Genomic DNA, 12,854 nt, shown 5'->3' with positions numbered 1-12,854 from the left:
ATTCCCCAAACTTTCCCGCATAACCGGACACGCCCTGTCCGGTTATGTTCGGTATCGTGCTCCTTGTCAACATTCACCGCTTCGAAAGGATCCGAACCATGCAGTATGAGATAGTCGAGCTTCCCGAGCGCACCATCGTGGGCCCCACCATCCGCACGTCGAACAACTCCCCCGAGGAAGTGGCCGCGATCGGCCAGCTGTGGGGACGCTTCATGGGCGAGGGCATGGACCGCACCATCCACGAGACGCGCGTCGAGCCGTACGGCTGCTTCGGGCTGTACTACGATTACGATATGAGCGACATGGGCTACACGATGCTCGTGGGCTGCGAGACGTCCGCAGACGCGCCCGAGGGCATGGAAGCCCAGACCATCGCCGCAGGCCGCTACGCGAAGATCGCCATCCGCGGCGGCGACTGCGTGGCGAGCGTGGCCAAGGCCTGGGAGGAGATCTGGGCCGACGAGGAGCTGACGGCGCAGCGCGCGTACACCGTGGACTTCGAGGCGTACCTTCCGGGCGAGGACATGTCCTGCGCCGACATCGACGTGTACGTGGCCCTGCGATAACGCCCGCGCCGAACGCGCGGCCCCGTCGGGCAACCGGCTGTTGCTTGACGGGGCCGCGTGCGCCATGGTTCCATGGAACCTGAGTATCGACACCGGGAAAAGGAGCCCTTCATGGCGATCAAGGACACGCTCATCGAGATCAGGGAGCGAAACGGCCTCACCCAGGCGGAGATGGCGGACCGCCTGTTCGTCACGCGCCAGGCGGTGTCGCGTTGGGAGTGCGGAGACACGCAGCCAGGCATCGACGCGCTCAAACTGATCGCCACCACGTTTAACGTGCCCATCGAGAAGCTGCTCGACATGCCCCTGCAGGCCGTGTGCCAGAGCTGCGGCATGCCCCTCGCGGACGCAAGCCTGCTGGGCACGGAGGCGGACGGCTCGCCCAGCGAACATCATTGCAAGTGGTGCTATGCGAACGGCGATTACCTGGGCGAATGCACCATGGAGGACATGGTTGAGATCTGCGTGGAGAACATGGCCGGCCCCGAGGCGCCCTTCACCGAGGAAGAGGCGCGCGCCTACATGGAATCGCTGCTGCCCACGCTCGAACGCTGGAAAGGCGCAGCCGCCGACTGAACGACGAAGAAGGAGGACCCCATGGGCGCAGCATTCGATTTCAAGAAGGAATACAAGGACCTCTACCTGCCGAAGACGAAGCCGATGCTCATCGACGTGCCGGCAATGACGTTCATCGCGGTAGCCGGCTCGGGCAACCCGAACGAGGAGAACGGCGACTACGCCGAGGCGCTCGGGCTGCTCTACGCCTTCTCGTTCACCGTGAAGATGGCGAAGATGGGCGACTGGCAGCCGGAAGGCTACTTCGACTACGTCGTGCCGCCGCTCGAAGGGCTGTGGTGGGGAGGCGGCTTCGACGGAAAGCGCATCGAGGACAAGGATGCGCTCAACTGGGTGTCGATGATCCGCCAGCCCGATTTCGTCACGCCGGGAGTATTTGCCTGGGCGCGCGAGCAGGTCGCGGCGAAGAAGCCCGGGCTCGACGTCGGCCGCGCGCGGCTCGTGCGCTTCGCCGAAGGACCCTGCGCGCAGATCATGCACAAGGGGCCCTACGACGACGAGCCCGCCACGGTTGCCGCTCTCGAGGAGTTCGTCCGCACGACGGGACGCGCGGGGGACATCGCCGACCCGCCGAGCGCCGAGGCCCTGATGGACATGCTCGATGCGGATGGCGGCGTTCCCTCGGTGCGCCTGCACCACGAGATCTACCTGGGCGATCCGCGCCGCACGAAGCCGGAGAACCTGCGCACCGTGCTGCGCCACCCCGTGAAGCCCGCATCCGCATGAGCGATGCCGCGCCAAGCCCCTGCCCCGTCGTGCGCGCGCGATCGATCCTCCAGAAAGTGCGCGCGCACGGCGTCGAGTGGTTCGGCATCGACTACAACATGAACCTCTACCGTGGCTGCTGCCACGGCTGCATCTACTGCGACAGCCGGAGCGAGTGCTACCGCATCGACGACTTCGACCAGGTGAGCGTCAAGTTCGACGCGCTGGCCATCCTGCGGCGCGAGCTGCGCAGCCGCCGCGCGCGCGGCATCGTGGGCATCGGCGCCATGTCCGACACCTACAACCCGTTCGAGCGGGAGCTGCGCGTGACGCGCGGGGCGCTCGAGCTGGTGGAGGAGTTCGGCTTCGGCGTTTCGGTGGACACGAAGAGCACCCTCGTCACGCGCGACGCCGACCTGCTGAGCGCCATCGGGCGCGAGGGCGGCGCCATCGCGAAGGTCACCGTCACCACGGCCGACGACGAGCTGGCGCGCATCATCGAGCCGCACGCGCCTTCGCCGAGCGAGCGCTTCGCAGCGCTGGCCGAGCTGGCGGACGCCGGCGTGTTCTGCGGCGCGCTGTTCACGCCGACGCTGCCCTGGGTGACGGACGATGATGACACGATCCGCGGCGTCGTTGAGGGCGCGGCGGCGGCCGGCGCGCGGTTCGTCTTCCACATGACGGGCGTCACGATGCGCGACCGCCAGCGCGAGCACTTCCTCGAGCGCATCGCCGCCGTCGACCCCGCGCTGCCCGAGCGCTACCGCGCCGCGTACGGCGAGCGCTACTTCTGCAACAGCCCGCGCGCAAGCGAGAACCGCGCCCTGTTCCGCGCGTTGTGCAAGCAGCACGGGCTTCTGTGGCGCATGTCCGACATCATCAAGGCGTACAAGCCCGCCCAGCCCATCGGCACGCAGGGCAGCCTGTTCTGACCGGGCAACAGTACGGTAAGGTCAGCGCGGCAGCAGGAAGCCATGGCCGAGCGGGTCGTTCGGGTCAACGAGGCAGGTGCCGAAGCCGGTGAGGTAGGCGCTGCCCGTTATACGCGGGACGATTGCCGCACGGTCGCCAACCTGCGTCGTCCGGTCGATGGTGCCGGTGAAGCGGGTCCCGATCACGCTCTCGCAGACCACCGGCTCTCCCACGGCAACCTTGCCCGCGCGGTGGAGTGCGGCGAGCTTTGCGCTCAGGCCCGTGCCGCACGGCGAGCGGTCCACCTGCCCGGCACCGAACACCACCACATGGCGCAGCGCCGCCGGGGCATCGGGTGCCGCAGGCGCCCCCGATGCCGAGAACTCCACGAGGTCCACCGTGTCGATGTCGAGCGCCGGATGGCTCACGGCCACCGTGCGGTTCACCTCGTCGCGCACGAGCATGCCGAGGCGCGCGTAGGCGGGAGCCGTCTCGGGGCCGATGTCGCCGAGACCCAGGCCGTCAGCGTCCGCAAGCGCGAAGAAGCTGCCGCCGAAGGCGATGGTCAGCGGCACGGTGCGCCCTTCCACCTGCACCGCGACATCGTCCCGGTAGACGAACGACGGCACGTTCTCGAACGACACAGACTCCACCGCACCGCCGCGCACCAAGGCCGTGGCACGGATAAGCCCAGCGGGGGCCTCGAGCACGACCTCGTTCCCACCCTCGCGCGCCTCCACGATCCCGGCCTCCAGCACGGCTGTGACCACGGCGATGGCGCCGTGCCCGCACATGTTGAGGTAACCTCCCGTGTCCATGAACAGCACGCCCACGTCGGCCCGGGGGTCGACCGGCCGGCACAGGAACGCGCCGAACATGTCGTGGTGGCCGCGCGGCTCCAGCATGAGGGCCCGCCGCAGGTCGTCGGCGTGCCGCTCCGTCCAGCGGCGCTTCTCGATCATCGTGGCGCCCGCAGGCTCCGGAAAGCCTCCCACGGCTACCCGGCAGGGCTCCCCGGCCGCATGCACGTCCACCACTTTGACGGCCGCCTCGAACCGGCCCATATCCACGTTCGCCTCCACGTCCATGCGCCCTCCCCTTCGCCTGCCTCGCCTTGCTTCCCGAGCATACCACACGACGCGTCCGTGCAACTTGCGCGGCCCCGCATGCAACTGGGCCCCGACGGCCTTGCGCGGGTCCCGCGCGGTCGGGCATACTGGCGTCGTTGGCCAACCGCCGCAACCTGACAACGGAAGGCGCGCACCATGAACGTGACCATCACCGAGAACCCCGCGCTCGACGACGTCGAAGTCGCCATCGTATGCCCACGCATCGACGAGCGCGTGCAGCGCATCGTGTCTGCGCTCGGCGCGTTCGACCGCGTGCTCGTCGGCGAGCGCGACGGGGCGACGTACCGGCTCGACGTCGACGACGTCTGCTACGCCGAGACCGTGGACGGCAAAACGTTCCTCTACACGGCCGATGCCGTGTACCAGGCGCCGTTCAAGCTCTACGAGTTGGAGGAGCGGCTGGCGGGCACCGAGTTCGTGCGCGCATCGAAGCAGATGCTCGTGAACTTCGACCACGTCGCGTCCATCCGGCCCGCCCTGAACGCGCGCCTGCAGCTCATGCTGGACAACGGCGAGGCCGTCATCGTGTCGCGCCAGTACGCGCCCGCCATCAAGCGGAAGCTCGGGCTGTAGCCACCGCATGAGACGTCAACCCCGTCCCCGTGTCTCATTTCGAAGGAATTCGCCATGAAGAAGATCATCGTCCAAGCCGCCTCCGCCGCGTGCATCATGTTCACCATCGTCATGCTGTGGTTCACGGGCATGGGCTACCTGTTCGCCGGGCCGAGCTACGGGCTCAACCTCACCATGAGCGTGTTCGGCGCCGCCTTCGGGATGGCGGCTCTCCAGGCGCTTTGGTTCACCGGCGCCGTGTTCAGGAAGCTCGCCTACCCGGCGCGCATCGCGGGCTTCGGCGCCTGCGGCCTGCCCGTGCTGGCACTCTGCGCCTGGGCGGGCCCGTGGTTCCCACTCGACGATCCCGGCGTCTGGGCGGCCTTCGCCATCGTGTACCTGTTCATCCTCGCGGGCGTCACGGCAGGCTACACCGTCTACTTCAAGAAGACTGCCGGCGGCTACGACCAGGCCCTCGCCCGCTACCGCGAGAAGAACCGCCGCTGAGCGCGGCCGCCTGCACCCGCCCGTCTCGCAACCGACAGAAAGGCATACCCATGAAAGAGAAGCTCGCCTTCGGCACGAAGGTCACGGTCGCGCACGTCCTCACCTACACCCTGTGCGGCTTTGCGGCAATGTTCCTGTTCGACTACCAATCCTCGGTAGAGGCCATCGGCATGCGCCCCCTGGACGACCCCATCGTCGGGCTGGCCCCTGTGTTCCAGATCGTGCGCGGCGCTCTGTTCGCCCTCGTGCTCTGGCTCATTCGCCCCGCGTTCATGGAGCGCAAGCACGGCTGGCTCGTCGTGTGGGCGGTCATAGCCATCGTTGGCATCTTCAACACGCCGGCCCCTTCGCCCGACTCCATCGAGGGTTTCATCTACCTCGCGCCCACGGACGCGCCCCTGGGCATCAGCATCGGAGGAACGCTCGAGATACTCGCGCAGACGCTCCTGTTCAGCGTGGCCGCAACCTGGTGGGTCAAGCGGCCTGCGCGTCACGCCTCCGGTGCGCCCGGTTCCTCGCCAGCAGGCTCCGGCACGACGAAGTCCTCCGACCCGAAGTTCTGATAGTACCGCCCCGCATCGGCCGTGAAGCGCAGCACGCAGTAGTCAGGATCGGTCACGCCCAGCGGATAGTACGTCGTGTCGCCGTCCTGCCAGATAAGCTCCTTCGCCCACGAGTCCTCGAGCACCTCCATCGTGCCCTTGAGCATGACGCCCCGGAAGAACCGCCGGTCCATGAAGTAGAGGCACGCCTGCGGGTGCGCGCGATAGTGCCGCACCCGCATCGACGAGGTGTTCGTGGTGAAGTAGAACGTGCGGATGCCCTCGCGCCGGCGCGGCGGGAGCATCGCCTTGATCTCGGGGAAGCCGTCCCCGTCCACCGAGCCGATAAACGACGCGTTCTGGTGGTCGACGAGGTTGCCGATGGTCTGCTCGGGGTCGCGCATCATGAGCGCGCCTCCTTCTTCGGCGCGGCGCGCAGCATCATGAGCGCCTCGGCGTCGCGCAGGATGGCCTCGCTCGTCACCTCGATCATGAGCCAGCGGCCCATGCTGCTGTCGGCCGATCTCTCGTACAGCGCGCGCACGTACGGATCGCACGCGGGCAGCAGTCCCTCGGCCTCGGGCTTCTCCTTCGATCCCACCGACACCATGCAGATGAAGAAACCGTCGTGCGGGTACACCGTGCAGAGCGCCCGCCCGCGCGTCTTGTACTTCACGTTCCAGCCCGGCGCGGCCCCGCAGCGGCTGTACTCGATACGGGGCTGGGCGCCGTAGGCCTCGTCGACGAACCTAATGAACGCATCCCATAAGGGGTTGGCGACGTAGTCGGCAACATCCTCCATCGACGGCTCGCGGTCTACGGGAAACAGCTCGTGCCAAGCAACCATGGGCATCCTCCAAGAGTCATGGGGCGGTTAGGGGCAGTATAGCATGGATTTAGAGCTTATGATCGGGAATTTAAGAACTTATGTTCCTTATTTTGAACGACACGCAGGAGCAGAGCTCCCCGCCCCGGCCGGTTCGCAGGCCCGAGGTGGCAGCCGGGTCCCGGCAGGCACCCCGTCTCCGTAGGCTTTCGAACCCCTTCTCTGCCCGCCCACGACGCCCGACAGCCGATCGCCTGCCCGCCGCCCATGCTCCCGAGGTGCCCGCCGCCCCGCAGCTGTTGCACCTCCAACGGTTTCGACAGCCGCCGAGGCCGCCGGCCGAAAGGGAGCCGCCGCGGATGACGCCTCGGCTACCGTTGGCCCCGGCGCAGGCAGGACGCCGTGGGCCATGGTATATGATTTACCCCGTAATAGTAATGCGTATCGATAAGGGCTGTGCTGCGCGCGGCCCCGCATGAAAGGAAGGACGCATGGGCATCTACGTCATCACCGGCGCGTCGAGCGGCATCGGCGCGAAGACGGCCGAGATCCTGCGCGAACGAGGCCACGAGGTGGTCAACATCGACCTCAAGGACGGCGACATCGAGGCGAACCTGGCCACGAAGGAGGGCCGTGCCGGCGCCATCGCCGAGCTGCACGAGCGCTATCCCGAGGGCATCGACGCCATGATCTGCAACGCGGGCGTATCGGGCGGCAAGGTGCCCATCTCGCTCATCATCTCGCTCAACTACTTCGGCGCCACCGAGATGGCCAAAGGCGTGCGCGACCTTCTGGAGAAGAGGGGCGGCAGCTGCGTTATCACGTCGTCGAACTCCATCGCCCAGGGCGCGGCGCGCATGGACGTGGCAGGCATGCTGAACAACCAGGCCGACGAGGACCGCATCCTGGAACTCGTGAAGGACGTTGATCCGGCCGTCGGGCACGTGTACTACGCCTCCACGAAGTACGCGCTCGCCCGCTGGGTGCGGCGCATGAGCCCCGACTGGGGTTCGCGCGGCGTGCGCCTGAACGCCATCGCGCCGGGCAACGTGCGCACGGCCATGACCGCGAACATGCTGCCCGAGCAACGCGCGGCCATGGAGGCCATCCCCGTGCCGACGCACTTCGGCGAGGAGCCGCTCATGGAGCCCATCGAGATAGCGAACGCCATGGCGTTCATCGCCAGCCCCGAGGCCAGCGGCATCAACGGCGTGGTGCTGTTCGTGGACGGCGGCACCGACGCCCTGCTCAATTCCGAGAAAGTCTACTAGGAGGCGCACATGGTCATCAACGATTTCGTCACCGCGATGCAGGGCAAGGACCACAAGGGGCTCGCGGCATGCTTCACCGAGGACAGCCGCCTCGTGGACTACTGCCCCTCCATGGTGAAGCGGCAGAACACGTTTCTGTACGGGCGCAACGCCATCGAGATGTCGTTCCACAACAAGTTCATGTTCGGCGGCTTCACCATGCGCGACCCGAGAATCGTGAACGAGCGCACAGTGAACTTCTACGCTGACTACAACGGAACCATCATCCACGCCCTCGCGCAGATCGAGAACTGCAACGACGGCGTATGCAGCCTGGACGACAGCCTTATCAAAGAGCTCGTCATCCGCCCGGCATAGGCGCGCATCGGAGCGCCACGACATGCGCCGCGTGACAAGGGGACGGGGATGATGTCCCGTTCCTCGCTGGGCGCGGGGCCGCAAAACTCCCGGAGACGTGACATTATCCCCGTCCCCTTGTCACGCTCAACGGAGGACGGCCGCTTGCGCGGCCGTCCCTGTTTTCACTATTCGGTTTTTTCCGAGGCGTAGAAGGTTGCTTCCTCGAACACATCCCCTATCGACTTGCCGTCCACGAAGGGGAGCGTCATGAACTCGCTCACCGTGGGCACCAGCTCGCTCGCGTCCACGTAGTGGCCCTTGTCGTTGAACTGGGCCGTGTCCTGTGCGCGCCAGTAGCGGTCGTTCACATCGGTCAGGTAATACGTTGCGCCGCCGACCTCCATGTACACCGAATGCTTGGCGTGCAGGTAGTTCGGCAGCTCGTCGAACGAAACGTCGAGCGCCTCCGCCGATTTCACACCCATAGCAGACCCCTTTCCTCGGGAATAAGCCTTGGCACACATCATAGCAAGAACTCCTGAAGGTTGCACCCGCAAAAGCATCTCGTTTTCATATTGCCGGGTGCGCGGCGAAGAACCGCTCCGCGATGCGGGCGGCCTCGGCGGCGTCCTTGCCATAGTAGTCCGCGCCTATCTCGCACGCGTAGTCGGCCGTGAGCACGGCGCCGCCCACGAACACGGCCGTGCCGGGCACCTGCTCGTGCAAGAGCGCTATGGTCTGCTCCATGGCCTTCACCGTGGTGGTCATGAGCGCCGAGAGGCCCACGAGCCGCGCGCCGTGCTCGCGCGCCGCCTGAACCACCCGCTCGGGGGCCACATCGCGGCCCAGGTCGATCACCCGGTAGCCGTAGTTCTCCAAGAGCATGCGCACGATGTTCTTGCCGATGTCGTGTATGTCGCCCTGCACGGTGGCCAGCACGATGGCCTTGCCGTCGTCGGTCGGGGCAGCCTCCCCCTGGCGCGAGCGCACCACGTCGAAGCCGGCTTTCACCGCCTCCGCCGAGGCCATGAGCTGCGGAAGGAAGAACTCGCCACGCTCGAAGCGCTCGCCCACGGCGTCGAGCGCCGGGATGAACACGCCGTCGATGACGTCGAGCGCGTCGTGGCCCTCCAGCAGCCGCTCGGTCGCGGCCGCCATGGGGGTCGCGCGTCCCGTGAGGATGAGGCGCTCCATGGCGCGCACCTCCTCGGCCGCGTCCGCAAGGGCGGGCGGCACCGGCATGCCTGCCGCTCCGTCCGGCCCCGCCACGGGACTGCGCTCCCCTTCGGGCGCCGCGGCCCCGGCATCTGCCACGCCCCCGGGTGCCTCGGACGCGCCACGCACCGCGTACGGGTCGGGCGCCCCGGCGTAGCGCTCCACGTAGGCCGCCGCCCCTCGGTCCTGGCCGTTCAGCACGCGCCATGCCTCCACGGTGTCGCGGCAGCGGGCGTTCAGCGGGTTCAGGATGGGCAGGTCGAGCCCCGCCGCGAGCGCCGCGGCCAGGAACGTGGCGTTCACGAGGCCGCGCTGCGGCAGGCCAAAGCTCACGTTCGACACGCCGAGCACCGTGCGCACGCCCAGGCGCTCCTTCACGAGGCGCACGGCACGCAGGATCTCGCGCACCTCGTCCTGGTTCGTGGCCGCCGCCATGACCAGGCAGTCGATGACCACGTCGCAGCGCGGGATGCCGTGGGCCTCCGCGGCCGCCACGATGCGCTCGGCCACGGCGAGCCGCCCTTCTGCCGTGGGCGGGATGCCGTCCTCGTCGAGCGTGAGGCCCACTACCGCACAGCCATAGCGCGCCACCACGGGCAACACGGCATCCAGATTCTCTCGCTTGCCGTTCACGCTGTTCACGAGCGGTTTTCCGGCATACCCGCGCACGGCCGCCTCGATGGCCGCCGGATCGCTCGAATCCACCTGCAAAGGCGCCGTGACCGTGGCCTGCAGGCGACCTACGGCCGCCGCGAGCACGGCGGGCTCGTCCAGCTCCGGCAGACCCACGTTCACGTCGAGGATGGCGGCGCCCGCCTCCTGCTGGGCCACGGCCTCGCCCACCAAGTAGTCGTAATCGCCCGCGCGCAGAGCCGCCTTCAGCTTCGTCTTGCCCGTGGGGTTGATGCGCTCGCCGATGACGACCGCGTTCGCGCGCCCTTCCGACAGCTCCACGGCCTCCTGGGCGCTCGTCACCGTGAACGCGGACGGCGGCGTGCGCGGCACCGGCGTGCGGCCCGCCACGAGGGCCGCCAGCTCCGCGGTGAAGGCCGGGTTCGTGCCGCAGCAGCCGCCCACCACGCTCGCGCCGGCCTCCATGATGCGCTCCATGACGGCTGCGAACTCCGCAGGCTCCACGTCGTACACGGTGCGCCCCTCCACGACGTGCGGCAACCCGGCGTTCGGGCGCACCACCACGGGACAGCGCGCACAGCGCACCAGCTCGCGAGCCACCGGCTCCAGCTCCTTCGGGCCCAGCGAGCAGTTCACGCCCACCACATGAGCGCCCAGCGACGACAGCACGGCCGCCGCCACGCCCGGGGGCGTGCCGAGGAACGTGCGCCCGTCCTCGCCGAACGTCATGGAGGCGAAGATGGGCAGGTCGGAGAAGTCCTTCGCCGCCAGCACCGCCGCCTTCGCCTCGCGCAGGTCCGTCATGGTCTCGATGAGCACGATGTCGCACCCGGCTTCGACCACGGCGCGCACCTGCTCGGCGAATATCTGGTAGGCCGCCTCGAACGGCAGCGTGCCCAGGGGCTCCAGCAGCACGCCGATGGGGCCGAGGCCGCCCGCCACGTAGCGGGCGCCGGCCGCGCGGGCGTTGGCCGCCGCCGCACGGTAGACGTCGGCCACCGTCGCGCGGCCCTCCAGCTTGTGCGCGTTGGCGCCGAACGTGTTCGTGGTGATCATCTCGGCCCCAGCGCGCACGTAGCCGGCGTGGATGTCCGCGACGGCTTCCGGGTCATGCAAGTTCAGCAGGTCGGGCAGCTCGCCATGCGCCGTGAGGCCGCGCTCCTGCAAGAGCGTGCCCATGGCGCCGTCCTGCACGAGGAAGTCCTGCCCGCGCAGCACGCGCTCGAGGTGCGCGTCGGCAATGCGCAGCCCCGCGAGCGAGTCGGGCAGGCCGGCGGGGGCGGAAACGGCGGTGCGGGCGGTAGCGACAGCGGCACGCCCCGCGCCCGAGCGGGCGGGGGCGGAAGCAGCGGGCTTGTTCTCATCCATGGCAGGTCCTTCCCTGGTCTTTGAGCGCGCAGCGTCCGGCCAGCGCGCAGGAAGCGCACGTCGAGCGCGCCGAGGCGTTCGACGGCTCGCCCTCGAACAGGCCCACGACGGCCGTGACGCTCTTCGTGGGCACGAGCAGGTTGCCCGCGGTGGCCGTGAGGCCGATGCGGCGCGGCGCATCGAGCGCCGCAAGGAACGCGGGCTGCACGGCAAGCGGCAGGTCGCCGAAGCCGGGGCTGAAGCGGAAGTTCGTGCGCAGGCCGCACGCGGCGGCCTCGGCCACGATGCGGGACTCCTCCAAGTCGGCCGCCGCCTCCACGAGCGCCGACGCGGCAGCCCCGTACAGGAGCGCGTCCACAGGGCTCGTGGCCGTGCGCAGGCGCAGCGCCCGCTCGCTCTCGGCGCCCAGCGTGCACGCCATGAGCACTGCCTCGCCGGCGCCGTCCAGATGGCGGGCGATGTCGCGTCCCTCCAGCACGAGGCCGCACCCCTCCAACGCCACGTGCCCGGCGTCCGACCTCGCATGGTCCACGGGAAACACGGCATGGAGGCAGCGCGGGCGCAGGCGCTCGCAGGCGGCCACGGCCTCGTCGAAGCGGCGCGCGAGGTCGGCGTCGAGCTTTTGCCCGTCGTAGCCCAAGTAGCGCAGCGCCTCGTCGCGGTCGACGCGCAGGCCCTCCGTCGCCATCAGACGCGCCCGCCGACAGGCTCCCCGGCGCCGCGCACGGCCGCCTCGCCCGCCGGGCGCCACGTCGCACGCAGCGCGCCCGCGCAGGCGCGGGCGATGTCGGGCTGGTTCATGGTGTACACGTGCAGCCCGTCCGCGCCGTGCTCCTGCAAATCCACCAGCTGGGCGCAAGCGTACTCGATGCCCGCCGCGCGCAGTGCGGCCGCATCGTCCTCGTACTTGGCCAGAAGCTTGATGATGGGCGACGGCAGCGAGGCGCCGCACATGAACACCATGCGCTGGATCTGCGCTTTCCCTAAAAACGGCATGACGCCGCACGCGATTGGCACGGAGATGCCCGCCGCGTCGGCCGCCTCGCGGAAGCGGTAGAAGTACGCGTTGTCGAAGAACAGCTGCGTGACGAAGAAGCACGCGCCTGCGTCCTGCTTCTGCTTGAGGTGCGCCACGGATGCGCGGAAGTCCGTGCATTCGATGTGCCCTTCGGGATACGCCGCCGCACCCACGCAGAACCCCTCGTCTGCCAGGCGCATGACCAGGTCCTTCGCGAAGCGGAACGGCCCCTCCGCCGCCGATGCGTCGGCCGTGCGGTCGCCGCGCAGCGCGAGGACGCTGGCAATGCCCTTGCGTTTCAGGTCGTCGATGGCGCGCGAGATGGACTCTTCCGTGGCACCCAGGCAGGTGAGGTGCGCCACCGTGGGGATGTCGAAATCATCGTGGATCATGGCGGCCACGTCGGCCGTGGCCTGCCGGTTGCCGCTGCCGCCCGCCGAGTACGTCACGCTCACGAAATCGGGCAGCAGGTCGGCCAGCTCGGCCGCCACCTCGTGCGCCGTCTCGAGCGTGAGATCGCCCTTCGGCGGGAATATCTCGAACGAGACCGGCTGGCGGCCCGCCGCATGGGCGGCCGCGTATATGTCTGAAACGCTTCTCATGGGGGTCATTATACGGAAGCGCCCGGGCTGCGGCAAACCCCCGCGGCCCGGGCGCGCCGGAAGGGGCGCCATCGGCGGCGCCGGCCCGGAGC

16 protein-coding genes are annotated in these 12,854 nt (G+C 68.6%); 9 read left to right on the top strand and 7 right to left on the bottom strand.

Annotation, left to right across the window (positions count from 1 at the left end; all coding sequences use genetic code 11):
• Positions 1–98 precede the first annotated feature (98 nt).
• The 4 genes from LB310_RS07185 to LB310_RS07170 all read left to right on the top strand — a co-directional run bounded on the left by LB310_RS07185 (position 99) and on the right by LB310_RS07170 (position 2,779).
• The gene (locus tag LB310_RS07185; protein WP_301154777.1) at positions 99–566 is read left to right on the top strand and encodes a GyrI-like domain-containing protein; all 468 of its coding nucleotides are present in this window, start codon (positions 99–101) and stop codon (positions 564–566) included.
• A 111-nt stretch (positions 567–677) separates the two neighbouring features.
• Entirely contained in the window at positions 678–1,142 is a 465-nt protein-coding gene (locus tag LB310_RS07180; protein WP_301154776.1) for a zinc ribbon domain-containing protein, read from the top strand.
• Positions 1,143–1,163: 21 nt separating this feature from the next.
• Positions 1,164–1,868: a GyrI-like domain-containing protein gene (locus tag LB310_RS07175; RefSeq protein WP_301154775.1), complete on the top strand. Its 705-nt coding sequence runs from the start codon at positions 1,164–1,166 to the stop codon at positions 1,866–1,868.
• Entirely contained in the window at positions 1,865–2,779 is a 915-nt protein-coding gene (locus LB310_RS07170) for a radical SAM protein (RefSeq protein ID WP_301154774.1), read from the top strand. The genes LB310_RS07175 and LB310_RS07170 overlap by 4 nt, the downstream gene beginning before the upstream one ends.
• Positions 2,780–2,800: 21 nt before the next feature.
• Here the strand turns inward: LB310_RS07170 and LB310_RS07165 are convergent, their stop codons facing one another.
• Positions 2,801–3,847 carry a proline racemase family protein gene (locus LB310_RS07165; RefSeq protein ID WP_301154773.1) on the bottom strand — a complete coding sequence of 349 codons (1,047 nt, stop codon included), beginning with the start codon at positions 3,845–3,847 and terminating at the stop codon, positions 2,801–2,803.
• 177 nt (positions 3,848–4,024) lie between these two features.
• Here LB310_RS07165 and LB310_RS07160 point away from each other — a divergent pair, with 177 nt between their 5' ends.
• Genes LB310_RS07160 through LB310_RS07150 form a run of 3 tightly spaced genes read left to right on the top strand, consistent with a single transcriptional unit; the run spans position 4,025 to position 5,511 of the window.
• Positions 4,025–4,462 (top strand): LytTR family DNA-binding domain-containing protein, encoded by a 438-nt coding sequence (locus LB310_RS07160; protein WP_301154772.1) that lies wholly within the window; start codon positions 4,025–4,027, stop codon positions 4,460–4,462.
• Between the two features lie 54 nt (positions 4,463–4,516).
• On the top strand, positions 4,517–4,948 hold the full coding sequence (locus LB310_RS07155; RefSeq protein ID WP_087191565.1) for a hypothetical protein: 432 nt from the start codon (positions 4,517–4,519) through the stop codon (positions 4,946–4,948).
• A gap of 50 nt (positions 4,949–4,998) precedes the next feature.
• A complete protein-coding gene (locus LB310_RS07150; protein WP_087191564.1) occupies positions 4,999–5,511 on the top strand; it encodes a hypothetical protein in 513 nt (170 codons plus the stop codon).
• Here the strand turns inward: LB310_RS07150 and LB310_RS07145 are convergent.
• Positions 5,439–5,897, bottom strand: a complete 459-nt coding sequence (locus LB310_RS07145) for a pyridoxamine 5'-phosphate oxidase family protein (protein WP_087191563.1) — start codon at positions 5,895–5,897, stop codon at positions 5,439–5,441. The genes LB310_RS07150 and LB310_RS07145 overlap by 73 nt on opposite strands.
• Positions 5,894–6,337, bottom strand: a complete 444-nt coding sequence (locus tag LB310_RS07140; RefSeq protein WP_301154771.1) for a DUF3788 domain-containing protein — start codon at positions 6,335–6,337, stop codon at positions 5,894–5,896. Before LB310_RS07140 ends, LB310_RS07145 begins: the two co-directional genes overlap by 4 nt.
• 470 nt (positions 6,338–6,807) lie before the next feature.
• Here LB310_RS07140 and LB310_RS07135 point away from each other — a divergent pair, with 470 nt between their 5' ends.
• Positions 6,808–7,587, top strand: a complete 780-nt coding sequence (locus LB310_RS07135) for an SDR family oxidoreductase (protein WP_087191561.1) — start codon at positions 6,808–6,810, stop codon at positions 7,585–7,587.
• A 9-nt stretch (positions 7,588–7,596) separates the two neighbouring features.
• Positions 7,597–7,944 carry a hypothetical protein gene (locus LB310_RS07130; protein WP_087191560.1) on the top strand — a complete coding sequence of 116 codons (348 nt, stop codon included), beginning with the start codon at positions 7,597–7,599 and terminating at the stop codon, positions 7,942–7,944.
• 167 nt (positions 7,945–8,111) lie between these two features.
• On the opposite strand, the gene LB310_RS07125 is transcribed toward LB310_RS07130, so the two are convergent.
• The 4 genes from LB310_RS07125 to LB310_RS07110 all read right to left on the bottom strand — a co-directional run bounded on the left by LB310_RS07125 (position 8,112) and on the right by LB310_RS07110 (position 12,762).
• Entirely contained in the window at positions 8,112–8,411 is a 300-nt protein-coding gene (locus tag LB310_RS07125; protein ID WP_015538660.1) for a hypothetical protein, read from the bottom strand.
• Between the two features lie 85 nt (positions 8,412–8,496).
• A complete protein-coding gene (locus tag LB310_RS07120; protein ID WP_301154770.1) occupies positions 8,497–11,142 on the bottom strand; it encodes a homocysteine S-methyltransferase family protein in 2,646 nt (881 codons plus the stop codon).
• Entirely contained in the window at positions 11,135–11,830 is a 696-nt protein-coding gene (locus tag LB310_RS07115; protein WP_301154769.1) for a vitamin B12 dependent methionine synthase, read from the bottom strand. The genes LB310_RS07120 and LB310_RS07115 overlap by 8 nt, the downstream gene beginning before the upstream one ends.
• The gene (locus tag LB310_RS07110) at positions 11,830–12,762 is read right to left on the bottom strand and encodes a methylenetetrahydrofolate reductase (RefSeq protein WP_301154768.1); all 933 of its coding nucleotides are present in this window, start codon (positions 12,760–12,762) and stop codon (positions 11,830–11,832) included. The genes LB310_RS07115 and LB310_RS07110 overlap by 1 nt, the downstream gene beginning before the upstream one ends.
• Positions 12,763–12,854 lie beyond the last annotated feature (92 nt).

Source organism: Gordonibacter sp. RACS_AR49 (assembly GCF_030418435.1).
Taxonomy (GTDB): domain Bacteria; phylum Actinomycetota; class Coriobacteriia; order Coriobacteriales; family Eggerthellaceae; genus Gordonibacter; species Gordonibacter urolithinfaciens.
The sequence above is the reverse complement of the archived record's forward strand: the minus strand, read 5'-3'. Positions and strand labels throughout refer to the sequence as shown.

Coding starts and splice junctions, on each gene's coding strand:
- LB310_RS07185 (WP_301154777.1), top strand. CDS start 99: ATGCAGTATGAGATAGTCGAGCTTCCCGAGCGCACCATCGTGGGCCCC.
- LB310_RS07180 (WP_301154776.1), top strand. CDS start 678: ATGGCGATCAAGGACACGCTCATCGAGATCAGGGAGCGAAACGGCCTC.
- LB310_RS07175 (WP_301154775.1), top strand. CDS start 1,164: ATGGGCGCAGCATTCGATTTCAAGAAGGAATACAAGGACCTCTACCTG.
- LB310_RS07170 (WP_301154774.1), top strand. CDS start 1,865: ATGAGCGATGCCGCGCCAAGCCCCTGCCCCGTCGTGCGCGCGCGATCG.
- LB310_RS07165 (WP_301154773.1), bottom strand. CDS start 3,847: ATGGACGTGGAGGCGAACGTGGATATGGGCCGGTTCGAGGCGGCCGTC.
- LB310_RS07160 (WP_301154772.1), top strand. CDS start 4,025: ATGAACGTGACCATCACCGAGAACCCCGCGCTCGACGACGTCGAAGTC.
- LB310_RS07155 (WP_087191565.1), top strand. CDS start 4,517: ATGAAGAAGATCATCGTCCAAGCCGCCTCCGCCGCGTGCATCATGTTC.
- LB310_RS07150 (WP_087191564.1), top strand. CDS start 4,999: ATGAAAGAGAAGCTCGCCTTCGGCACGAAGGTCACGGTCGCGCACGTC.
- LB310_RS07145 (WP_087191563.1), bottom strand. CDS start 5,897: ATGATGCGCGACCCCGAGCAGACCATCGGCAACCTCGTCGACCACCAG.
- LB310_RS07140 (WP_301154771.1), bottom strand. CDS start 6,337: ATGGTTGCTTGGCACGAGCTGTTTCCCGTAGACCGCGAGCCGTCGATG.
- LB310_RS07135 (WP_087191561.1), top strand. CDS start 6,808: ATGGGCATCTACGTCATCACCGGCGCGTCGAGCGGCATCGGCGCGAAG.
- LB310_RS07130 (WP_087191560.1), top strand. CDS start 7,597: ATGGTCATCAACGATTTCGTCACCGCGATGCAGGGCAAGGACCACAAG.
- LB310_RS07125 (WP_015538660.1), bottom strand. CDS start 8,411: ATGGGTGTGAAATCGGCGGAGGCGCTCGACGTTTCGTTCGACGAGCTG.
- LB310_RS07120 (WP_301154770.1), bottom strand. CDS start 11,142: ATGGATGAGAACAAGCCCGCTGCTTCCGCCCCCGCCCGCTCGGGCGCG.
- LB310_RS07115 (WP_301154769.1), bottom strand. CDS start 11,830: ATGGCGACGGAGGGCCTGCGCGTCGACCGCGACGAGGCGCTGCGCTAC.
- LB310_RS07110 (WP_301154768.1), bottom strand. CDS start 12,762: ATGAGAAGCGTTTCAGACATATACGCGGCCGCCCATGCGGCGGGCCGC.